The organism is Marinobacter vulgaris (assembly GCF_003344045.1).
Taxonomy (GTDB): Bacteria; Pseudomonadota; Gammaproteobacteria; order Pseudomonadales; family Oleiphilaceae; genus Marinobacter; species Marinobacter vulgaris.
Genome location: NZ_QFWX01000003.1, coordinates 96,251 through 118,961 on the forward strand (window position 1 = coordinate 96,251; position 22,711 = coordinate 118,961).

The 22,711-nt window shown below is 57.4% G+C and carries 19 protein-coding genes and 1 tRNA gene; 17 read left to right on the forward strand and 3 right to left on the reverse strand.

The window, feature by feature from the left end:
• Positions 1-573 precede the first annotated feature (573 nt).
• From DIT71_RS06680 to DIT71_RS06700, 5 genes are read left to right on the forward strand one after another with little or no spacing between them, the layout of a single operon-like run.
• Complete coding sequence (locus DIT71_RS06680) at positions 574-2,757, forward strand: OsmC domain/YcaO domain-containing protein (RefSeq protein WP_114612449.1); 2,184 nt, start codon at positions 574-576, stop codon at positions 2,755-2,757.
• A gap of 19 nt (positions 2,758-2,776) precedes the next feature.
• Positions 2,777-3,115, forward strand: coding sequence for a hypothetical protein (locus tag DIT71_RS06685; RefSeq protein ID WP_114612450.1), 339 nt, complete (start codon positions 2,777-2,779; stop codon positions 3,113-3,115).
• 34 nt (positions 3,116-3,149) lie between these two features.
• Positions 3,150-4,028, forward strand: a complete 879-nt coding sequence (gene yghU / locus DIT71_RS06690; RefSeq protein WP_114612451.1) for a glutathione-dependent disulfide-bond oxidoreductase — start codon at positions 3,150-3,152, stop codon at positions 4,026-4,028.
• A complete protein-coding gene (locus DIT71_RS06695) occupies positions 4,028-5,602 on the forward strand; it encodes a PQQ-dependent sugar dehydrogenase (RefSeq protein ID WP_114612452.1) in 1,575 nt (524 codons plus the stop codon). Before yghU ends, DIT71_RS06695 begins: the two co-directional genes overlap by 1 nt.
• 11 nt (positions 5,603-5,613) lie before the next feature.
• On the forward strand, positions 5,614-5,985 hold the full coding sequence (locus DIT71_RS06700; protein WP_114612453.1) for a YidH family protein: 372 nt from the start codon (positions 5,614-5,616) through the stop codon (positions 5,983-5,985).
• A gap of 37 nt (positions 5,986-6,022) precedes the next feature.
• Here the strand turns inward: DIT71_RS06700 and DIT71_RS06705 are convergent, their stop codons facing one another.
• Both DIT71_RS06705 and ggt read right to left on the reverse strand, forming a co-directional pair.
• Complete coding sequence (locus DIT71_RS06705) at positions 6,023-6,271, reverse strand: thiamine-binding protein (RefSeq protein WP_114612454.1); 249 nt, start codon at positions 6,269-6,271, stop codon at positions 6,023-6,025.
• A gap of 15 nt (positions 6,272-6,286) precedes the next feature.
• Complete coding sequence (gene ggt / locus DIT71_RS06710) at positions 6,287-8,050, reverse strand: gamma-glutamyltransferase (protein WP_227537986.1); 1,764 nt, start codon at positions 8,048-8,050, stop codon at positions 6,287-6,289.
• A gap of 108 nt (positions 8,051-8,158) precedes the next feature.
• Between ggt and purU the strand changes: the two genes are divergently transcribed.
• From purU to pyrF, 12 genes are all read left to right on the forward strand, one after another.
• Positions 8,159-9,013 (forward strand): formyltetrahydrofolate deformylase, encoded by an 855-nt coding sequence (gene purU / locus DIT71_RS06715; RefSeq protein WP_114612455.1) that lies wholly within the window; start codon positions 8,159-8,161, stop codon positions 9,011-9,013.
• A 127-nt stretch (positions 9,014-9,140) separates the two neighbouring features.
• Positions 9,141-11,714, forward strand: a complete 2,574-nt coding sequence (gyrA, locus tag DIT71_RS06720) for a DNA gyrase subunit A (RefSeq protein ID WP_114612456.1) — start codon at positions 9,141-9,143, stop codon at positions 11,712-11,714.
• The gene (gene serC, locus DIT71_RS06725; RefSeq protein WP_114612457.1) at positions 11,698-12,780 is read left to right on the forward strand and encodes a 3-phosphoserine/phosphohydroxythreonine transaminase; all 1,083 of its coding nucleotides are present in this window, start codon (positions 11,698-11,700) and stop codon (positions 12,778-12,780) included. Before gyrA ends, serC begins: the two co-directional genes overlap by 17 nt.
• A 2-nt stretch (positions 12,781-12,782) precedes the next feature.
• Positions 12,783-13,880 carry a prephenate dehydratase gene (pheA, locus tag DIT71_RS06730; protein WP_114612458.1) on the forward strand — a complete coding sequence of 366 codons (1,098 nt, stop codon included), beginning with the start codon at positions 12,783-12,785 and terminating at the stop codon, positions 13,878-13,880.
• A gap of 29 nt (positions 13,881-13,909) precedes the next feature.
• Complete coding sequence (gene hisC, locus DIT71_RS06735; RefSeq protein WP_114612459.1) at positions 13,910-15,049, forward strand: histidinol-phosphate transaminase; 1,140 nt, start codon at positions 13,910-13,912, stop codon at positions 15,047-15,049.
• Entirely contained in the window at positions 15,012-17,282 is a 2,271-nt protein-coding gene (locus DIT71_RS06740) for a bifunctional prephenate dehydrogenase/3-phosphoshikimate 1-carboxyvinyltransferase (protein WP_406565101.1), read from the forward strand. Before hisC ends, DIT71_RS06740 begins: the two co-directional genes overlap by 38 nt.
• Positions 17,279-17,959, forward strand: coding sequence for a (d)CMP kinase (cmk, locus tag DIT71_RS06745; protein WP_114612461.1), 681 nt, complete (start codon positions 17,279-17,281; stop codon positions 17,957-17,959). Before DIT71_RS06740 ends, cmk begins: the two co-directional genes overlap by 4 nt.
• A 131-nt stretch (positions 17,960-18,090) precedes the next feature.
• Complete coding sequence (gene rpsA, locus DIT71_RS06750) at positions 18,091-19,785, forward strand: 30S ribosomal protein S1 (protein WP_114612462.1); 1,695 nt, start codon at positions 18,091-18,093, stop codon at positions 19,783-19,785.
• Between the two features lie 133 nt (positions 19,786-19,918).
• Entirely contained in the window at positions 19,919-20,215 is a 297-nt protein-coding gene (locus DIT71_RS06755; protein WP_007154691.1) for an integration host factor subunit beta, read from the forward strand.
• Positions 20,216-20,286: 71 nt separating this feature from the next.
• Positions 20,287-20,589, forward strand: a complete 303-nt coding sequence (locus DIT71_RS06760; RefSeq protein WP_114612463.1) for a LapA family protein — start codon at positions 20,287-20,289, stop codon at positions 20,587-20,589.
• Entirely contained in the window at positions 20,589-21,758 is a 1,170-nt protein-coding gene (gene lapB / locus DIT71_RS06765; protein ID WP_114612464.1) for a lipopolysaccharide assembly protein LapB, read from the forward strand. Before DIT71_RS06760 ends, lapB begins: the two co-directional genes overlap by 1 nt.
• A 33-nt stretch (positions 21,759-21,791) precedes the next feature.
• Positions 21,792-22,502, forward strand: coding sequence for an orotidine-5'-phosphate decarboxylase (gene pyrF, locus DIT71_RS06770; RefSeq protein ID WP_114612465.1), 711 nt, complete (start codon positions 21,792-21,794; stop codon positions 22,500-22,502).
• Between the two features lie 105 nt (positions 22,503-22,607).
• Here pyrF and DIT71_RS06775 read toward each other — a convergent pair.
• Positions 22,608-22,683 (reverse strand) — tRNA-Asn (locus DIT71_RS06775).
• Positions 22,684-22,711: the final 28 nt, after the last annotated feature.

Consider the following 22,711-nt stretch of genomic DNA (forward strand, 5'->3'; position numbering starts at 1 on the left):
GACGACTATTACCGTTTTTCTGAAAAACCCGACCTCACAGTCCAGAAGACCATAACGGTCTACCTGAAAGTAATTGTTTACTCGGTCACTGGCGTGGGGTTGCTGGTTCTTCTGTATTGGCTCGCATAAGCACCCAGGGGGTGGGCCAGAACCGGCATCAGCCAGATGCCGATTACCTGGAATCCGGTATTAGCGAAGAGTCTGACTTGACCGCTTTGGCATCCGGCGCTTTATCGGCTCGCCAGGGAGTTCCTCCGCAGGTTGCATAGTTGCTGCAGTCAGCAAGGCAGCCCCGGCATGGTAACCGGGATGGTGTTGCTGAAGTGTTAGGAGACGTAAGCTGTGGCATGGGATTCCTGTTGTGTTGAACACCGGTTTAACGATACGGCTGCATCGGGCATTTGGATGCCCGCGCCGCAACTCTTCGCCAGTAATCCGGGTAGCTGCAATGCTTTACAATAGGCGCAAGCGAGACATTTAACCAGCACCCAAGACGACAGCCGTCAAAAACTGGATAATGGCCGCCATTCAAGGCTGCGCCCCTGCCAAATTCTCCAATCCGGATACTTCGTAATGGAAATCAACGTCAATTTTCTCGACAACCTCAGGCTTGAAGCCAAGTTTGACGATTTCACCGTCGTTACTGACCAGCCAATCCGCTACAAGGGCGATGGGTCGGCGCCCAGTCCTTTTGACTACTTCCTGGCGTCCTCGGCTCTGTGTGCGGCCTATTTTGTGCGCGTTTATTGCCTGGCTCGGGACATCCCCACCGAGAATATCCGTCTGTCACAGAACAACATCGTGGATCCGGAAAACCGCTACAACCAGATTTTCAAGATCCAGGTAGAGTTGCCGGAAGACATTTCCGACAAGGACCGGCAGGGCATTCTGCGATCCATCGATCGTTGTACCGTCAAGAAGGTGGTGCAAACTGGCCCCACCTTCGAGATTGAAACAGTAGAGAGTCTGGGTGCGGATGCCCAGGCTCTGCTGATGACCAGGCCGGAGGGTGGCACCAGCACCTACATCGAGGGCAAGGATCTTCCACTGGAGCAGACCATCGCCAACATGACCCGCATCCTCGAGGATCTGGGCATGAAAATCGAGATCGCATCCTGGCGGAATATCGTGCCCCACGTGTGGTCCCTGCACATCCGCGATGCCGCCTCGCCCATGTGTTTTACCAACGGCAAGGGCGCCACCAAGGAGAGCGCGTTGTGTTCGGCCCTGGGTGAATTCATCGAGCGGCTGAACTGCAACTTCTTCTACAACGACCAGTTTTTCGGGCAGGACATCGCCAACAGCGAGTTTGTCCATTATCCCAACGAAAAGTGGTTCAAGCCGGGCCCCGAAGATGCACTTCCGGAAGGCATCCTTGACGACCATTGCCTGGCCATCTACAACCCGGAGGGCGAGTTATACGGCTCCAATCTGATCGACACCAACTCCGGCAGGACCGAGCGCGGCATTGTCTCTTTGCCTTTTGTGCGCCAGTCAGATGGTGAGGTGATTTATTTTCCCTCGAATCTCATTGAGAACCTCTACCTGAGCAATGGTATGAGTGCGGGTAATACGCTGCAGGAAGCCCAGGTGCAGTGCCTGTCCGAGATCTTCGAGCGGGCTGTGAAGAAGCAGATTATTGAACAGGAGATTGCGCTTCCGGACGTACCCCGGGAGGTGCTGGAAAAATACCCGGATATTCTGGAGGGCGTGGAAGCGCTGGAAGCACAGGGCTTTCCAACGCTGGTCAAGGACGCGTCGCTGGGCGGCCAGTTCCCGGTAATGTGCGTCACCCTGATGAACCCGCGCACCGGTGGCGTATTCGCGTCTTTCGGTGCCCATCCGAGTCTGGAAGTGGCGCTGGAGCGCAGCCTTACGGAATTGCTGCAGGGCCGCAGTTTTGAGGGTCTGAACGATGTGCCGCCGCCCACCTTCAACAGTCTTGCGGTCACCGAACCCAATAATTTTGTGGAACACTTTATTGACTCCACCGGCGTGGTGTCCTGGCGCTTCTTCAGTGCCAAATCGGATTATGATTTCTGCGAGTGGGACTTTTCCGGCACCAATGCGGAGGAGGCCGCCTGCCTGTTCGGGATTCTCGATGACATGGGCAAGGAGGCCTACGTGGCTGTCTACGAAGAGCTGGGTGCGCCGGTCTGCCGTATTCTGGTACCAGGGTATTCCGAGGTCTATCCGGCCGACGACCTGATCTGGGACAACACCAACAAGGCGCTGGACTACCGGGAGGACATTCTCAACCTTCATTCCCTGGACGACGATCAGTTGGCGGACCTGGTGGAGCGCCTGGAAGAAAGCCAGATGGACGACTACACGGACATCATCACCCTGATTGGCATCGAGTTCGATGAGAATACGGTCTGGGGTCAGCTCACCATTCTGGAACTCAAGCTGCTGATCTACCTGGCTCTGCAGCAGCATGAGGAAGCCCTTGAACGGGTGGAAGCCTTCATGCAGTTCAATGACAACACGATCGAACGCAACCTGTTCTACCGCGCGGTGAACGCAGTGCTGGAAATTACTCTTGATGATGAGCTGGAACTCGAAGACTACCTCGTCAATCTTCAGCGCATGTTTGGTGAGGAGACCATGGAAGCCGTGGTAGGCTCGGTTAATGGCAGCATCCGCTTCCATGGCCTGACGCCGACCAATATGCAGCTGGAAGGGCTGGAGAAGCATCTGCGACTGGTCGAAAGCTATAAAAAGCTGCATGCAGCCCGTGCAGCAAAGTGGAACTGATTCTTTGGAGTAAGTCCCTATGAAGAAAACCCTTTTGGTATCGGTGTTCCTGTCCCTTTTCAGCCTCAACGGCTGGGCCCAGGAAGTCGATTATGACAAGCGCAACCTGCATATTTTCTGCGCAAGTCACCTGGCTATCCTTGGTGACTTGCTCATCGAAAAGGGTGATGACTACAAAGCGCTGGTGTTCTTGTCAGATAAGCATGGCGATGAAGCGCGAAAAATGGGGGCGACCGATGAACACTTCTCCGATGTTGCCAGCTATCTGAAAACTGTCCGTAATAACAACAAAGGGAAGTGGGACAGGCTGACCTCCCGTAGTCGGGACGTCTGTTTTCCCAGTTCCAGAACAGGTTGAAATTCGCAGATCCCTTGAGAGCGAGGATGATTGAATGACCGACAACACCTACACGCCCCCGAAAGTCTGGAAATGGGATGCCGAGAGTGGCGGAGCCTTCTCGGAAATCAATCGGCCGATTGCCGGGCCCACCCATGACCAGGAGTTACCGGTTGGCAAGCACCCGTTCCAGGTCTATTCACTGGCAACCCCCAATGGTGTTAAAGCCACCATCATGTTCGAGGAATTGCTGGAGAGAGGCATCAAAGAGGCGGAATACGATGCCTGGCTGATCCGCATTACCGAGGGGGAGCAGTTTGGCAGTGGGTTTGTGAAGGCGAATCCCAACTCCAAGATTCCGGCAATGATGGACCACAATCATGAGCCTGCCGTGCGGGTATTCGAGTCCGGATCCATCCTGCTGTACCTGGCCGAGAAGTTCGGTGAGTTCCTGCCCGCTGAACTTGTGGCCCGCACCGAAACCCTGAACTGGCTGTTCTGGCAGATGGGCAGCGCGCCTTTCCTAGGTGGTGGATTTGGTCATTTTTACGCCTATGCGCCGGAGAAGTACGAGTACCCGATCAACCGCTACACCATGGAAGTGAAACGTCAGCTTGATGTGCTGGATCGCCAGTTGGCGGATAATCGCTACATCGCCGGGGATGAATACACCATCGCGGATATCGCTATCTGGCCCTGGTACGGTGCGCTGGTCAAGAACAAGCTCTACGATGCAGGGGAATTCCTTGAGGTCCACACATACAGGAACGTTGTGCGCTGGGCTGATGAGATAGCACAGCGCCCGGCCGTCAAGCGCGGGCTGATGGTCAATCGCACCTGGGGTGATGAGAGCAAGCAGTTGCATGAGCGCCACGACGCCAGTGACTTCGAGCTGCGCACCCAGGACAAGTTGGAGCCTTCCGGAGACAAGTAATGGTGGCTTCAGTGACCTGGTGGAACGTGGTTCTTGCATTTGTGGTCGCCCTCATCGTGGGCTCGGTGCTTGGCAGTCTGGTGCAGACCCAGTTTAATCTCCAGGCACTGGAATCCCTGGGAGTAGACATCAGCATGGCAACACGGCTGGAAACCAGCGCTCTGGATCTGCTCAGCTTCGCACCCCTGTATGCCATTCTGTTCGGGGTCAGCTTTCTGTTTTCACTGGGTATTGCGTCTCTGATCGTGAGGCTGGCAGGCAATGCCGGGCGTCTTTGGGTGTACCCGATAGCCGCTGCTGTGGGGCTTTGGGTGGCATTGCGGGTCGTGGATGCACTGGCGCCGATGCCGACGCTCATCGCCGCCACCAGAGAGTCTGGAGGCTTGATTGCCATGCTTGTGACCGCCGCCATTTCAGGCTGGTTATTCGCTGTCCTGGTTTCCCGCGCGGCTCGCGGGATTTCCGCGGTGCCGGTTATGGCGCTCGTGATGGCCGGCGGCCTGGCTCTGCCCGAGTCGGACGCCGTGGCGGATGAGCAGCGGAGCTATCAGATTGAAACCCTTGCCCGGGGCCTTGAGCATCCCTGGTCGCTCGCCTTCCTGCCAGACGGCAGGATGCTTGTTACCGAGCGACCGGGCCGCTTGCGTCTGTTGACTGCCACGGGTGAACTGGTTGAGGAGCCGGTCTCCGGCGTTCCTCCGGTATTTGCTTCTGGCCAGGCCGGGCTGTTTGAGGTGCTGCCCGCGAGCGACTTCGAACAGAGCAGGGCGATCTATCTGAGTTATGCCTGCGGCACACTGCAGGCCAATCACACGTGTCTGGCCAGGGGTGAGCTTGGCGAAAAAGGCTTGAATAATGTGACCGAGATTTTCCGGGTACAGCCGGCCAAGGAGGGCGCCGCCCATTACGGCGGCCGGCTGGCATGGTTACCGGATAATACGCTGGTTTTAACCCTGGGGGATGGTTTTGACTACCGGGAACAGGCCCAGCGACGGGAAAATCACATGGGCAGCATTGTCCGGCTGAACCCGGACGGCAGCGTTCCGGAAGATAACCCGTTTGCGGGCAGCGACCGGTACCGGGGCGAGATATACAGCTATGGCCATCGCAATGTGCAGGGACTGGTCTACGACAGTGAAAAGGACCGTCTCATTGCCCACGAACACGGGCCCCGTGGCGGTGACGAAATCAATGTCATTCGTGCGGGCGCCAATTATGGCTGGCCCATCACCACCCACGGCCTGGATTATACCGGCGCGCGGGTGACACCGTTCACGGAACGGGAGGGCATTGAACCGCCCCTGTTACACTGGACCCCCTCCATTGCGCCCTCTGGCATGACCCTCTACACCGGGGATCTGTTTCCTCAATGGCAGGGCGACCTGCTGGTGGGAGGACTGGTGACCAGGCAAGTGCACCGCGTGAGCCTGGAGAGCGGCGAGGCGAGGGAGGTCGGTGTTCTGTTTGGTGAACTGGGCGAACGCATCCGGGATGTGCAAACTGGTCCGGGCGGCGCGGTTTACCTGCTTACCGACAATGCTGATGGCCGTGTCCTGAAAGTAACGCCGGAATAGAAAGGAAACCCATGTCTGACCTGAAAGACCCGAGAGTTCTGTTTGCCGCCGAGCGTACTCTGCTGGCTTGGAATCGCACCAGCCTGTCGTTCATTGCGTTCGGTTTTCTGATCGAGAGAGCGGGGCTGCTTCTGCATGTTCTGGCACCGGAGAGAGCGGCGGGGCTGAATGCCATGCTGGGATTCTGGATTGGCGTGCTATTTATCCTTCTGGGGGCCTTTGCGGCTATATGGTCCTCCCGTCAGTTTCGTGCTTTGCTGCGGACCCTGAGCCCGGCGGAGTTCCCCGCTGGATACGGCTTTCGCTGGGGGCTCGCGGTTAACATGGTGGTGGCCTTCCTGGGCCTGGTGCTGGTAGGGGCGTTGTTTATCGGCCGCGGGTAGTGGCTACCCGCGGCTCTGAGTTTGCAATGCGGCAGTGCTACCGGGGCCTGCGGTCGCCCTCCATGATCTTGGCCACAAACACCGCTTTGCCGTACTCCTCGAACGACCACTTCATGGTCTCTGAAAGCACCTTCATCACCTCATCATACTCGCCGAACATTTCAGTGCTCATGCGCCCGGGATAGATCTCCAGGCCGCTTTTCTCCAGCCGCTCGATGAGCGCCCGGATCGGTGGTTTATAGTCATCGGTGAGTGGATAACAACTCAATTGCACTGACAGAAACATAGTACCTCCCCGGGTTCAGTAACCCATGGCTGATGATGTGCTGCGGCGCGGATCCGCGCCGCCATAAAGAGTGCCATCGCTGTCAATCAGGATGCTCTGGATAGCACCCATGGCACTACCGGTTACCACCTTGTGGCCTTTTTCCTCCAGCAACCGCACGGTATCCGGGCTGACGCCCTGCTCAATGCGGATCTCGTCCGGCAACCATTGGTGATGGATCCTCGGTACACTGACCGCAGACTGTATGTTCATATTATGGTCGATCACATTAAGCACCACTTGCAAGGTGGTCGTGATAATCCGCGAACCACCGGGGCTGCCGGTGACCAGGTAGTTGCGCCCATTGCGCCTGACAATGGTGGGCGACATGGAGCTCAGCATACGCTTGCCGGGCTCCACTCTGTTGGCTTCCCCACCGATCAGCCCATAGGCGTTGGGTTCGCCCGGTTTGGCGCTGAAATCGTCCATTTCATTGTTCAGCAGGAAGCCGGCACCGGTAACGGTGATGCCGGAGCCGTAACTGAAGTTGATGGTGTAGGTGTTGGAGACGGCGTTGCCCCAGCGGTCAACGATGGAAAAATGGGTGGTCTCAGGGCTTTCATAGGCGCCCGGGTTACCGGCCCGAATCTCAGAGGAGGGGCGGGCTTTGTCCGGGTCGATGGTTTTCCGCAGAGCCTCGCCATAAGCTTTGCTGGTCAGCCCTTTCAGGGGAACCTCTACAAAGTCCGTATCCCCCAGAAACTCGGCACGGTCGGCATAGGCGAGTTTCATGGCTTCAGCCATGTAGTGAATGCCGGCTGCGGAATTGTGGCCAAAATCGGCCAGCGGATAGCCCTCCAGGATATTGAGAATCTGAACGATGTGGGTGCCACCGGAGGAGGGTGGCGACATGGAATAGATGTCGTGCCCACGGTAGTTGCCATGAACCGGCTGGCGGATTTGCGGCTGGTAGTTTTTCAGGTCGTCCAGGGTGATCAGGCCATCATGGCGTTCCATCTCCTCCACGATCAGTTGCGCGGTTTTGCCGCTATAAAAACCGTCAATGCCCTGATCGGCAATGCGCTGGAGGGTGTCTGCCAGTTCGGGTTGGCGGAAGCGTTCACCAGGCTGCCAAGGCGATCCATCGTCTTTATAGAAAGTTGCGAGGCTGGCAGGCCAGCGTTGTAGACGGTCCCGGGCCTGTTCCAGACCTTCGGTGAACCGCCCCGGCACAACAAACCCCTCCCGTGCCAGTTTTATCGCTGGCGCCAGCGCCTGCTTCAGGGGCAGGGTGCCATGCCGCTCCAGTGCCATGGCAAAGCCGGCAACGGTGCCCGGTACTCCAGCTGCCTTGTGGGTAAAGCGGCTACGGTTCGGCACCACATTGCCGTCGTCATCCTGGAACATCCTTTCCGTGGCAGCGGCCGGCGCTTTTTCGCGGTAGTCGATGGCTTCGACGGCTTCGCCGTTGCCGGGTGCATAGAGCATGAAGCCGCCCCCGCCGATGTTGCCGGAACGAGGCTGGGTGACAGCCAGGGCAAAACCGGCGGTTACCGCCGCATCCATGGCATTACCGCCGTTTTCAAGAACCTCCAGTGCCAACCTGGTTGCCAGCGTGTGGCTGGTGGCAACCATGCCGTTCGTTGCTTCGACCGGATGATACCGCTCGCCCTCAAGAATCGCATCGGCGGCAACCGTTTGCAGTGATAAGACCACTGCAAGGGCAATGGCCAGTGTCGTGGGCAGTGAGTGGCTCGGTACGGCTTTTTGAGTCCATACCTGTAGGGGGTGTCTGTGCATGTCAGTGCGCCTCGTTTCTGGTGCTCAGATAGGCTATCATAGCCGGTCATTTTTCGGGGTGTGAACCCGCGCGCCCGCTTTCCCGGATCAGATTAAGGAAAGGCTTCCATGGAGCATACCTATCGTCTTGTGATTTCCTGCCCGGACCGGGTGGGGATCGTTGCCAAGGTCAGTAATTTTCTTTCGACCTACAATGGCTGGATAACCGAGGCGAGCCACCACTCGGATACCCAGACAGGCTGGTTTTTCATGCGGCACGAAATCAAGGCCGATTCGATTCCGTTCGGGCTTGAGCAGTTCCGCATTGCCTTTGAGCCCATTGCCCGCGAGTTCGATATGAACTGGCACATTGCTGATTCCGCGCAGCCCAAGAAAGTGATCCTCATGTGCAGCAAGGAATCCCACTGCGTGGCTGACCTGCTGCATCGCTGGCACAGCAAGGAAATCAACGCCGAGATCGTTGCGGTCATCTCCAACCATGAAGATCTCAGGCGCATGGTGGAATGGCATGAAATACCCTACCACTATATTCCCGTGGACAAGAACAACCGCGATGAAGCCTTCGGTGAAGTGGACGGATTGATCGAAGGCTATGAAGCCGATGTGGTTGTTCTGGCCCGCTACATGCAGATCCTGCCCGCAAGCCTGTGCGAAAAATATTCGGGCAAGGTGATCAATATCCACCACAGTTTTCTGCCGTCCTTCGCCGGCGCCCGGCCTTACCATCAGGCCTACAGCCGGGGTGTGAAGCTTATCGGAGCCACCTGCCATTACGTAACACAGGATCTCGATGAAGGCCCGATTATCGAGCAGGATGTGATCCGCATCAGCCACAGTGATTCGATCGAGGATATGGTGCGCCTGGGCAAGGACGTGGAAAAAAATGCCCTGTCCCGGGGATTGCGGGCGCACATCGAAGATCGCGTGATCACCTACGAAAACAAGACCGTGGTTTTTGACTGACGGCAGCTGCCCTATGCTCCGCCAAGGGGTTGAATGTGGTAGTATTGGCCGCTTGTTAAAGAATAACTATGGGGCGCTCTGAAGGGCCCTGAAACGACTTCCAGCAAATGCAAAGGAACCTTTCTCGATGGGTGAGTTAGCCAAAGAGATCCTGCCGGTAAATATTGAAGACGAACTGAAACAGTCCTACCTCGATTACGCCATGAGCGTTATCGTCGGTCGGGCGCTTCCGGACGTGCGGGATGGCCTCAAGCCGGTACACCGCCGCGTACTGTTCGCCATGTCCGAGCTGAACAACGACTGGAACAAGTCTTACAAGAAGTCCGCCCGTGTGGTGGGTGACGTTATTGGTAAGTACCACCCCCATGGTGATTCCGCGGTCTACGACACCATTGTCCGGATGGCCCAGCCTTTTTCACTGCGCTATCCGCTGGTGGATGGCCAGGGCAACTTCGGTTCCATTGACGGCGACAACGCAGCCGCCATGCGTTATACCGAAATCCGCATGGAGAAGATTGCCCATTCCCTGCTGGCGGATCTGGAAAAGGAAACGGTGGACTTCGTCCCCAACTACGACGGCACCGAGCAGATCCCGGAAGTGCTGCCCACTCGCGTTCCGAACCTGCTGGTTAACGGCTCCTCCGGCATCGCCGTGGGCATGGCAACCAACATTCCGCCCCATAACCTCACGGAAATCGTGAATGGCTGCCTGGCACTGATCGACAACCCGGACATGACCATCGATGACCTCATGGAGCATATTCCCGGGCCGGACTTTCCCACCCAGGGCATTATCAACGGCCGCGCAGGCATTGTTGAGGCATACCGCACCGGCCGTGGGCGTATTTATATTCGTGCCCGCCATGAAATCGAGCATGACAAGAAAACCAACCGCGACGCCGTCATTATTACCGAGCTGCCTTACCAGCTGAACAAGGCGCGTTTGATCGAGAAAATCGCGGAGCTGGTCAAAGAGAAGCGGCTGGAAGGTATTACCGAGCTGCGCGACGAGTCCAACAAGGAAGGTATCCGGGTAGTGATCGAGTTGCGTCGCGGTGAGAATCCGGACGTAATCGTCAACAATCTCTTCACCCATACCCAGTTGCAAACGGTATTCGGTATCAACATGGTCGCCCTGATTAACGGCGAGCCGAAAATTCTCAACCTGAAGCAGATGCTGGATGCGTTCATCCGCCACCGCCGGGAAGTGGTCACCCGCCGGACCATCTTTGAGCTGCGCAAGGCACGGGAACGCGGGCATATCCTCGAAGGCCTGACGGTAGCCCTGGCGAATATCGACGAGATTATTGCGCTGATCAAGGCTTCCCCGGGCTCCGCCGAGGCGAAGGAAAAACTGATGGCCCAGGGTTGGGCGCCGGGTGACGTTCTGGGCATGCTGGAGCGGGCGGGTGAAGATGCCTGCCGTCCGGACGACCTGCCGGAAATATTTGGCCTGCGTAATGGCCTGTATCACCTCTCGCCGGAACAGGCCCAGGCAATCCTTGACCTGCGCCTGCACCGCCTGACCGGTCTCGAGACCGAGAAGTTGCAGAATGAGTACAAGGACATCCTCGAGAAGATTGCCGGCCTCCTGGAAATCCTGGGGGACCCGGACCGCCTGATGCAGGTGATCCGCGAAGAGCTGGAAGCCATCGTCACCGAGTTCGGTGACAAGCGTCTTACCGAAATCACCAGTTCCAAGCGTGACCTGACCATTGCCGACCTGATCGACGAGGAAGATCTGGTGGTGACCATTTCTCACGGTGGTTACGCCAAGACGCAGGCGGTAGAAGACTATCAGGCCCAGCGCCGTGGTGGCCGTGGCAAGGCCGCAACCTCGATGAAAGACGAGGATTTTGTCGAAAAGCTGCTGGTTGCCAATTCCCACGACACCATTTTGTGCTTCTCCAACCGCGGCAAGGTGTACTGGTTGCGGGTGTTCGAGATTCCACGCGCCAGCCGCGCATCACGCGGTCGCCCGATGGTCAACATCCTGCCGCTGGATGAGGGCGAGCGTATCACCACCTTCCTGCCGGTACGTGATTATCCGGAAGATCAGTATGTGCTGATGGCGACATCGGCCGGTGTGGTCAAGAAAACACCGCTGCCGAACTTCTCCCGCCCACGCAGCAGTGGCCTGATCGCGCTGTCGCTGGATGAGGGTGACACCCTGATCGGCGCGGCCATCACCAAGGGTGACGCGGAAGTCATGCTGTTCTCCACAGCCGGCAAGGCCGTGCGTTTCAATGAGGAAGCGGTACGCCCGATGAGCCGAACGGCTCGCGGTGTGCGCGGTATCAAGATGCAGGGCGGGCATCACGTGGTGTCGCTGATCATTCCCGAAGAGGGCGCGGTGCTGCTGACAGCCAGTGAAAACGGCTACGGCAAGCGCACCACCTTTGACGAATTCCCTTCCTACAGCCGCGGCAGTCAGGGCGTTATCGCCATGCAGTGTTCCGAGCGTAACGGTAATCTGGTCACGGCGCTGCAGCTGTTCGACGGGGACGAAATGATGCTGATCTCGGACAAGGGCACACTGGTCCGTACCCGCACCGATGAAGTATCCATTCTGAGCCGCAATACCCAGGGTGTTCGCCTGATCAAACTGAGCCAGGAAGATGAGCGCCTTGTGGGTGTTGAGCGTATAGCTGAAACCGATGCGGAAGAGGTCGACGGTGAGGACGATGAGCAGGGCGTATAATTTCTGTGCGGGTCCGGCAACTTTGCCGGAGCCCGTGCTGCAGCAGGCACGGGAAGAAATGCTGGACTGGCACGGCACCGGCATGTCGGTGATGGAAATGAGCCATCGTGGAGATGAGTTCGTGGAAATTGCCGACACTGCGGAAAAGGACCTTCGGGAACTGGCCGGAGTTTCCGACGACTACGCGGTGCTTTTCATGCAAGGAGGTGCTTCCAGCCAGTTTGCGACCATCCCGCTGAACCTGCTGGGTGACAAAACCTCTGCGGATTATGTCAACACCGGTATCTGGTCGAAAAAGGCGATTGCGGAAGCGAGCCGTTACGGCCATGTCAACGTGGCGGCAAGCAGCGAAGCGGACGGTTTTACCAGCATCCCTGATCAGGAAAGTTGGAATACCCGTGCCGATGCGGCTTACCTGCATTACACGCCCAACGAAACCATCGGCGGTCTGGAATTTGACTTCGTACCCGACAGTGGCTCCGTGCCCCTGGTTGCGGATATGTCGTCCACCATGCTGTCGCGTCCCCTGGAGGTGTCCAGGTTCGGGCTGATCTACGCCGGCGCCCAGAAAAACATTGGTCCGTCCGGGCTGGTGGTGGTCATCATTCGCAAGGATCTGCTGGGCAGGGCCCGCAAGATTACGCCCACGATGATGAATTACCAGGTGTTTGCTGATAACGATTCCATGTTCAACACCCCGGCGACCTATTCCTGGTATCTCGCCGGCCTGGTGTTCAAATGGCTGAAAGCGCAGGGCGGCGTTACCGCCATGGGCGAAATCAATCGTCGCAAGGCCAGCAAGCTGTATGGCTTTATTGACAACAATGATTTCTACGCCAATCCCATTTCGCCGCGTTTCCGCTCCTGGATGAACATACCTTTTACTCTGGCTGACGATGCCCTGAACAATGCCTTCCTTGAGGGGGCGAACGAGCGTGGCCTGCTGAACCTCAAAGGTCACCGGTCCGTGGGGGGCATGAGGGCCAGTATCTACAACGCGATGCCTGAAGCCGGCGTCGATGCACTGATCGATTACATGACCGCGTTTGCGAAGGAGCGGGGCTGATCATGAGTGATGAGCAGGCCCGCCTCGGGCAATTGAGGGACGAGATTGACCGGCTGGACCGGGAGATTATGGACCTGATCAGCCAGCGGGCTGAATGTGCCCAGGAAGTGGCCCGGGTCAAGATGGAAGCCCATCCCGGTGAGGATGTGTTTTTTTATCGTCCGGAGCGGGAGGCCCAGGTGCTGCGGCGCATCAAGGAGAGCAATCCCGGCCCCTTGTCCGGCGAAGAGATGGCCCGGCTGTTCCGGGAAATCATGTCCGCCTGTCTCGCCCTGGAAAAACCCATGCACATCGCTTTCCTTGGGCCCATTGGCACCTTTACCCAGGCGGCCGCGCTCAAGCACTTCGGCCATTCCGTGATCAGCGTTCCGTTGCCGGCCATCGATGCGGTTTTCCGTGAGGTGGAGTCCGGCGCCGCCCACTATGGCGTGGTTCCGGTGGAGAATTCCACCGAGGGCATGATCAACCATACCCTCGACATGTTCATGACGTCGCCGCTTAAAATCTGCGGTGAAGTCCAGCTGCGGATCCACCATCACCTGATGGTGTCGCCGAAGCACAAAGGTGAGGAAATCGTTCGCATCTACTCCCATCAACAATCGTTCGCCCAGTGCCGGCAATGGCTGGATGCCCACCGCTATGGCATCGAGCGGGTGACCGTCAGCAGTAACGCGGAGGCGGCAAGGCGCGCGGCGGAAGAGCCGGGCACGGCTGCCATTGCCGGTGATATGGCGGCGGAGCTCTACGGCCTGGAAATGCTGGCTACCAGCATCGAAGACCGTCCGGACAATACCACCCGCTTCCTGATCATCGGCCGCGAGGCAGTGCCTGCCAGCGGCAATGACAAGTCGTCCATACTGGTGTCCATGCGCAACAAGCCCGGTGCGCTTTACCAGTTGCTTGAGCCATTCCACAAGCACGGCCTGAGCCTGACCCGCATTGAAACCCGACCGTCGCCGAGCGGAACCTGGGCTTACGTGTTCTACATCGATTTCGAGGGTCACGTGGATGATGCGCAGGTCAGTAAAGTGCTTTCCGAGATTGATGAGGAAGCGGTGGAACTGAAGCGTCTTGGCTCCTATCCCATCGGGGTCCTGTAACGAAACACGAACGTCTGAGGAAGGGTTGAATGTCGATTGATTACCAAAGTCTGGCGGTCAAAGGTGTGCAGGCGTTAACTCCCTACCAGCCTGGCAAGCCGATTGATGAGCTGGCACGGGAACTGGGCCTCAACCCTGACAGCATCATTAAACTGGCCAGCAACGAGAATCCCCTTGGGCCGAGCCCGAGAGCCCTGGCTGCGGTCCGGGAAGCATTGCATGACCTGTGTCGCTACCCTGACGGTAACGGGTTTGAGCTGAAGCAGGCGTTATCGGCACGATTTGGCGTGAAACTGTCACAGCTTACCCTTGGCAATGGATCCAACGATGTTCTGGAAGTCATTACCCGCTGTTTTGCGGATCAGCAGTCGGAGGTGGTGTTTTCCCAGTACGCCTTCGCCGTGTATGCGCTCGTCACCCAGGCAATAGGCGCCACCGGTGTGTCGGTTCCCGCCAGAGATTATGGCCATGATCTGGATGCCATGGCAGAGGCGGTAACCGACCTTACAAAACTGGTGTTCGTCGCTAACCCGAACAACCCCACAGGCACGGTTCATGGTGCCAAAGCGATCGGGGCATTTCTTGATCGGATTCCGGCGCGGGTGCTGGTGGTTCTGGATGAGGCTTACTGCGAATACCGGCAGGCTGACGACGCTGTGGACGCTCTGGCTCTGCTTGAGCGCCACCCCAATCTGATCATCACCCGCACCTTTTCCAAGGCCTGGGGGCTGGCCTCCCTTCGCGCTGGTTACAGCATCAGTTCTGCAGAAATTGCTAACGTTCTCAACCGTGTGCGTCAGCCATTTAATGTAGATAATCTGGCGCTGACGGCGGCGACCGCCGTGCTTGACGATGAAGAGTATCTGCAGCGCTCCCGTGAGGTGAATGCCGAGGGCATGAAGCAGCTGGAAACCGCCTTTGGCAAAATGGGACTGGCGTATATTCCGTCAGCCGGTAATTTCATTGCCGTGGATGTTGGTGATAAAGCCGCCGACGTCAACCAGTCCCTGCTGGAGCAGGGGGTTATCGTGCGCCCCATCGCCGGCTATGGCATGCCCAGGCATCTGCGGGTTTCCATCGGCCTGCCGGAGGAAAACGACCGGTTTATCGAATCCCTCGCTCGCGCCCTGGATGCATTGCCGGCCGCTGAATCTGGTCGGGGAGTTTAAAGTGTCCGGAGGCCAGCCACTATTCCAGCGTGTTGCCATCATTGGTCTCGGCCTGATAGGGGGTTCGTTGGCCAGGGCCATCCGTGAAAATGCCCTGGCCGTGACCGTCGTTGGTGCAGACAAGCGGGCGGATGAGCTGGCGCTTGGCGTGGAATTGGGCATTATTGATGAGGCTGCGGGTTCGGTCGCCGAAGCAGTGGCGGGCAGTGACCTGGTGGTGTTGGCGGTGCCTGTGAAGGCAACGAGAGCTGTGCTGGAGGAGATCCGGCCACATCTCGGAAACAGCGCCGTGTTGACGGATGTTGGCAGCACCAAGACCAGTTTTGTCGCTGATGTGGTGCAGGTATTTGGCGAGCTGCCGGCAAAAGTGATACCCGGCCACCCCATAGCCGGTTCCGAGAAGAGCGGCATCCGCGCAGCCAACCCCAAGCTGTTTGCCGGGCATAAGGTTATCCTGACTCCTGCAGATAACGTCAGCCAGGCAGATCTCGAAAAGCTCCAGGCCCTTTGGGAAAGTTGCGGCGCTACCGTGCTTACGATGTCCGTGGCGTACCACGACGAAGTTCTGGCCGCTACCAGCCATCTGCCGCACCTGATCGCCTTTTCATTGGTGGACACGCTGGCTGGCGAGGATGAGAATCTGGATATTTTCCGGTACGCGGCCGGAGGTTTTCGTGACTTTACCCGCATTGCGGCCAGCGACCCGGTCATGTGGCACGATATATTTCTCTCCAACCGCGACGCGGTGCTGCGGGTGATAGACCATTTCACCTACGATCTGGACCAACTCCGTACCGCTATCGCCGATCAGGACAGTGCAACTCTGTTGCGGGTTTTCAGTCGCGCCAAAGCGGCGCGGGAACATTTTTCAAAGATGCTTTCAGGGCAGGCTTACGTGACAAACAACAGTCAGAAACAGGTAACGTTCCGTCTACAGCCCGGTGGTCGGGTTTCCGGCAAAATCCGTGTGCCGGGTGACAAATCCATCTCCCATCGCTCCATCATGCTGGGCGCTCTTGCCGACGGCATCACTGAAGTGAAAGGTTTCCTGGAGGGGGAGGACAGCCTCGCTACCCTGCAGGCTTTCCGTGATATGGGGGTGACCATTGAAGGGCCGGACAATGGTTTTGTCCGCATTCACGGGGTAGGTATCGATGGCCTGCAGGCACCGCGTGGTCCGCTTTACCTGGGTAATTCCGGAACTGCCATGCGCCTGTTTTCGGGGCTGCTCGCGGCCCAGTCCTTCGACTCCGAGCTGACCGGCGACGAGAGTCTGTCAAAACGGCCCATGGGCCGTGTCGCGGACCCGCTGCGAGCCATGGGTGCGGTGATTGATACCGCAGAGGGCGGCCGACCACCACTGAAGATCCGCGGCGGCCATAGGCTTACCGGAATCCACTATGACATGCCAGTGGCCAGTGCCCAGGTGAAGTCTTGCCTGTTGCTTGCCGGGCTCTATGCCGAAGGTGTTACCTCTGTGACCGAGCCGGCGCCAACCCGCGATCATACCGAACGAATGCTGGAAGGCTTCGGCTACCATGTCCATCGCGATATGGCGACAGCGAGCGTTACCGGCGGCGGACGCCTCACGGCATCGGCAATTGATGTGCCTGCGGACATTTCCTCCGCGGCGTTTTTCCTGGTAGCGGCCAGTATTGCGCCCGGCTCTGAACTGACCATCCATCACGTCGGCATGAACCCTACCCGAGTCGGAGTGATCAATATCCTGCGCTTGATGGGGGCCAATATAGAAGTCCTTGAGGAGCGGGTGATTGGCGGTGAACCGGTTGCTGATCTACTCGTCCGGTCTGCCGATCTCAAGGGCATTGACATTCCCGAGGATCAGGTGCCGCTGGCTATCGACGAATTCCCGGTGCTGTTCATCGCCGCCGTTTGCGCGGAGGGCAGAACCGTTCTGCGTGGAGCCGAGGAGCTTCGCGTCAAGGAAAGCGACCGAATCCAGGTGATGGCCGACGGCCTGCTTGCTCTGGGTGTGGAAACCACCGTCACACCCGACGGCATTATCATTGAGGGCGGGCAGACCCTGGGCGGCGGCACCGTTGATAGTCACGGCGACCACCGGATTGCGATGGCGTTCTCGGTGGCCTCATTGAGGGCCAGTGGCGACATTGAGGTGACTGACTGCGCCAATGTGGCCACGTCATTCCCAGGTTTTGTGGAGCTGGCCAGGCGCACCGGCATCCATATTTCCGCCCAGGGAGCTGAGCAATGATGGAAACCAAGGCACCGGTTATTACCGTGGATGGCCCGGGGGGATCCGGCAAGGGAACGATTACCCAGATGCTGGCCAGCAGACTGGGCTGGCATCTGCTCGATAGCGGTGCGCTTTACCGGCTTACCGCGCTGGCTGCCGAGAGGCAGGGTGTATCACTTGACGATGAAGCCGCGCTGGTTGAGCTCGCGGCCAACCTGGATGTTGCATTTGAACCCACACCTCCGGGCGAGCCGGCAAAGGTGTTGATGGGGGGTGCCGATGTGACCGCAGATATACGTACGGAAACCTGTGGCGATAACGCCTCCAGGGTGGCGGTCATGCAGCCTGTTCGCGATGCACTGCTTCAGCGCCAGCGCGACTTCCGCAAGCCCCCGGGGCTGGTGGCGGACGGTCGCGACATGGGCACGGTGGTGTTCCCGGATGCCCCGGTGAAGATCTTTTTGACCGCCAGCGCCGAAGAGCGTGCGCAAAGACGTTACAGCCAGTTGAAGGACGCCGGGGTCGATGTTAATATTGACGCCCTTTTAGAGGAGATACGGGTGCGCGATGAGCGGGATATAAACCGCGCCGCCGCCCCGCTCAAGCCCGCAGACGATGCGCAAGTCATTGATTCGACAGGTTTGAGTATAGAAGAGGTGCTAGTCAGAGTAATGGCCGCAGCGGGTCAGGCCTGACTACACCTTTTTGTCGTTGAAATTCCGGGTTCGGCGTTATCGGCCAGCCACTGGCTGGATCCGGATTGAAACTAACAGACCGTGTTGCTGGTAGCACGGAGTAAACTTGCGTTGATCACATAGGACACATAATGAGCGAGAGCTTTGCGGATCTTTTTGAAGAAAGCCTAAAAGACATTGACATGCAGCCGGGTTCCATTGTTCAGGGAACCGTAGTTGACGTCGATAATGACTGGGTCACCGTTAACGCCGGACTGAAGTCCGAAGGCGTTATCCCCGCCTCCCAGTTCCTTAACGAAAAAGGCGAGTTGGAAGTTGCTATTGGCGACGTTGTTGACGTAGCTCTCGACGCTGTTGAAGACGGCTTCGGCGAAACCCGTCTGTCCCGTGAGAAAGCCAAGCGTGCAGAAGCCTGGAAGGTACTCGAGAAGTCCTTCGAAGCTGAAGAAGTGGTTAAGGGTGTTATCAATGGCAAGGTCAAGGGTGGTTTCACCGTCGATCTGGCTGGCATCCGCGCCTTCCTGCCGGGCTCTCTGGTAGATGTTCGTCCGGTTCGCGATACCGCGCACCTGGAGAACAAGGAACTCGAATTCAAGGTTATCAAGCTGGACCAGAAGCGTAACAACGTGGTTGTTTCCCGCCGCGCCGTTCTGGAAGCTGAAAACAGTGCCGAGCGTGAAGCTCTGCTCGAAACCCTGACCGAGGGTATGGAAATCAAGGGTATCGTCAAGAACCTGACCGACTACGGCGCGTTCGTGGATCTGGGTGGTGTTGACGGCCTGCTGCACATTACCGATATGGCCTGGAAGCGCATCAAGCATCCGAGCGAAATCGTCAATGTGGGCGATGAGATCACTGTCAAGGTACTGAAGTTCGACCGTGAGCGTAACCGTGTATCTCTGGGTCTGAAGCAGCTGGGCGAAGATCCCTGGGTCGATATCAAGGGTCGTTATCCGGAAGGCACCAAGGTTACCGCACGTGTAACCAATCTGACAGACTACGGCTGTTTTGCCGAGCTGGAGGAAGGTGTTGAAGGTCTGGTTCACGTATCTGAAATGGACTGGACCAACAAGAACATCCATCCGTCTAAAGTCGTTCAGGTAGGCGACGAAGTGGAAGTGATGATTCTGGATATCGACGAAGAGCGTCGTCGTATCTCGCTGGGTATCAAGCAGTGTGTGTCCAATCCATGGGAAGACTTCTCCAGCAAGTTCAACAAGGGCGATCGCATCTCCGGCAAGATCAAGTCAATCACTGACTTCGGCATCTTCATCGGACTGGACGGTGGCATCGATGGTCTGGTTCACCTGTCAGACATCAGCTGGAACGAGACTGGCGAAGAAGCCGTCCGTGAATACAAGAAGGGCGACGAAGTTGAAACCGTTATCCTGTCTGTTGATCCCGAGCGTGAGCGCATCTCACTGGGCATCAAGCAGCTGGAAAGCGATCCGTTCGCCGAGTTTGTGCAGCTGAACGACAAGGGCTCCATTGTTAAGGGCACGGTATCCGCTGTTGACGCGAAAGCGGCGACGGTTACCCTGAACGACGAAGTTGAAGCTGTCCTCAAAGCCTCCGAAATCAGCCGCGATCGTGTTGAAGACGCACGCAACGCCCTGAATGAAGGCGATGAAGTAGAAGCGAAGATCATCAGCATCGACCGCAAGAACCGCGTTATCAACCTGTCTGTGAAGTCCAAGGACGTTGAAGACGACAAGCAGGCTCTTGAAGGCGTCCGCGCCAAGACGGCCGAGTCCTCCTCGGGTGCGACCACCATCGGTGATCTCATCAAGGAGCAGATGCAGCAGCAAAACGCCAATAAGGACTAAGATCTCCAGTTGGTACGAAAAAAAACGGGCTCTAAGAGCCCGTTTTTTTTGTGTTTTTTTCTGGTTTGGCTAAACTAGAACCAAGGAGCTGGTAACCGGCTATCCAATAATAATGTGAAGAGGGATGAGCCCAATGACGAAATCTGAACTGGTAGAGCTGATCGCGTCCAAGCAGACGCAGCTTTCAGTGAAAGATGTGGAACTGGCCGTGAAAACCATCATAGAGCATATGTCCCAGTCACTGGCGGATGGCCAGCGAATTGAAATCCGGGGTTTCGGCAGTTTTTCACTGCATCATCGGGCAGCCAGAACCGGGCGAAATCCGAAAACCGGAGAGGCTGTGCAGTTGCCCGCCAAATTTGTTCCGCACTTCAAGCCAGGAAAAGAGTTGCGGGAACAGGTTAACGATAGCCTGAAAAAGGGTTTTTGATTACCCTTGCAGGAAAAGTCTTGAACATGGTCCTGATTTAAACTGTCAGGTCCGCTTGGAGCGTTGCGACTATGGCCGGATTACAGAAGATCCTTCTCATTCTGCTCGTGCTGTTGCTGGTTCTGGTGGCACTTGTTTTCTCCCTCAATAATCAAATGGCCGTGTCGCTCAACTTCCTGCTTTTTGAGACCCAGCCCCACGGTGTTGCCGTCTGGATTATCATGTCCTTTGTGATCGGTGCTTTGATCGGGGTTCTGATTACCATGCTCGCAACCGTTCGTACATCGGTTTCCCGCCGTCACCTCGAGAAACGACTTGCTCGCACCGAGCAGGCATTGGAGAAATCCAGGGCCCAGAACGACCGGACGCTTTAATGGATATAGTGCTTCAGTGGCTGCTGTTGACAGTTGCGGTAGCTGCAGGTTGGTTTGTCGGGCGTATGGGTAACACGAGAGAGCGCTCCAGAACGCCCATCTCGGATGAAGAGTCGGTCAAGGACCGCTTGCAGTTTCTCTTCACCAACTATTCCGACCAGGCGGTAGAAAATTTTGTTCAATCCCTGGCCGTGAACAAGGAAACTGTTGGCCTGCACCTGTCTATTGGCGCGCATTTCCGCCACAAGGGCGAGACCGATCGCGCGATCCTGATCCACCAGAATCTTCTGGCTCGCCCGGAGCTGCCCCCACGCTATTCCCAGCAAGTGACTTATGAACTTGCTATAGACTATATGAATGCCGGCCTCCTGGACCGGGCAGAGGCACTGTTCCATCAACTGATGGGCGACAGGGAATACGGTCGCAAGGCGTCACTTCAATTGATCGAGCTTTACCAGCAGGAAAAAGAGTGGGGTAAGGCGGGTCAGGTCGCCCGAACACTGACCACCGGGGACCATGATACCGGTATGTTCAAGATGCTGGCCTACATCACCTGCGAACTGGCGGAAGACGCTCTCAAGCAGGACGACCGGTGGATGGCCCAGAAGCTGGCCAGGGAAGCACTGGAGTACGACAGCTCCTGTGTCAGGGCTACGTTTATCATGATGAAGCTGCTCATTCGCCAGGGTAACTACCGGGAAGCCGCGAGTCAGAGCCTGAAAGTCTTCGATCAGAACCCCGATTTTGGCTCCGAGGCCGTTGACCGGCTGATGAAGCTTGAGCGGGAGCATGGCGACGTTGGACGCCTGGCCAGGAAACTCGGAAAATTCTACGAAACCTGGCCGAGCACCAGTCTGCTGCTGGCACTGGTGGAATCCGTTGAACGCACCTCAGGCCGCATGGCGGCCATTGAGTTGTTGCGCCGTGAACTGGAAGTTCGTCCCAGCGTGAGAGGATTGCTACGCCTGGTAGAGCTGGCGGGCTACGAAAAAGGCATGACCACTGACGAAGGCCGGCTGGTAAGTCGCATTGGCCACCTGATTCTGGCTAACCGTCCCATTTACCGGTGCGTAAACTGCGGTTTTTCCGGCCAGCAACTGCATTGGTTGTGTCCCAGTTGCAAGCAATGGGAAACCGTGCGCCCGATCCAGGGTGTGGAAGCCGAATAACCCGATTTTTCGATATCTTGCAGGAAACCGACCTTGAAAAACCCCGACAATCCCCGAATCATTGTTGCCCTGGATTTCCCCTCTGAGCGGCCCGCACTGGCACTGGTTGACCAGCTGGACCCGGCCAAATGCCGCCTGAAAGTGGGCAAGGAACTCTTCACCCGCTCTGGCCCCGAGCTGGTTCGGAAGCTCCATGGCCGCGGATTTGAGGTGTTCCTGGATCTGAAGTTTCACGATATCCCCAACACAACATCTGCCGCTGTGGCGGCGGCGGCCGATCTGGGTGTCTGGATGGTCAATGTGCATGCTTCCGGCGGCGAAAAAATGATGACGGCCTGTCGCGACCGTCTGGAGGCTTTTGGTAAGGGCCGCCCCTTGCTGATTGCTGTCACCGTGCTCACCAGCATGGATTCGAAAGATCTCGCCGGTATCGGCATCACGGACTCCCCGGAGGCTCAGGTCTCCCGTCTGGCAACCCTGACCCGCAACTGCGGCCTGGATGGCGTCGTCTGCTCAGCCCAGGAAGCCCCGGCGTTGAAAGCGGAGCAGGGCGCTGATTTCAAACTCATCACCCCCGGCATCCGTCCCTTGTCTGCTGACAAGGGCGACCAACAACGCATCATGACCCCCACTGACGCCCTCAAAGCCGGTTCCGACTACCTGGTCATCGGCCGCCCGATTACCCAGGCTACGGACCCTCTGGCGGCGCTGGAAGCTATTCATGGTGAGGTGGGTTCCCTTTAGCCGGTCCCTTCTTCGTAATCCGTCCCTGGCCTGCTGCTTCAGTTGGCTTGCGGGCTGGAACAAAAAAAGCCGCTAATCCAGAGGACTAGCGGCTTTTCGAAATAATGGCTCCCCGAGCTGGGCTCGAACCAGCGACAAACGGATTAACAGTCCGTTGCTCTACCAACTGAGCTATCGGGGAACGTCGTCATGTGACGAGGCGCGTATAT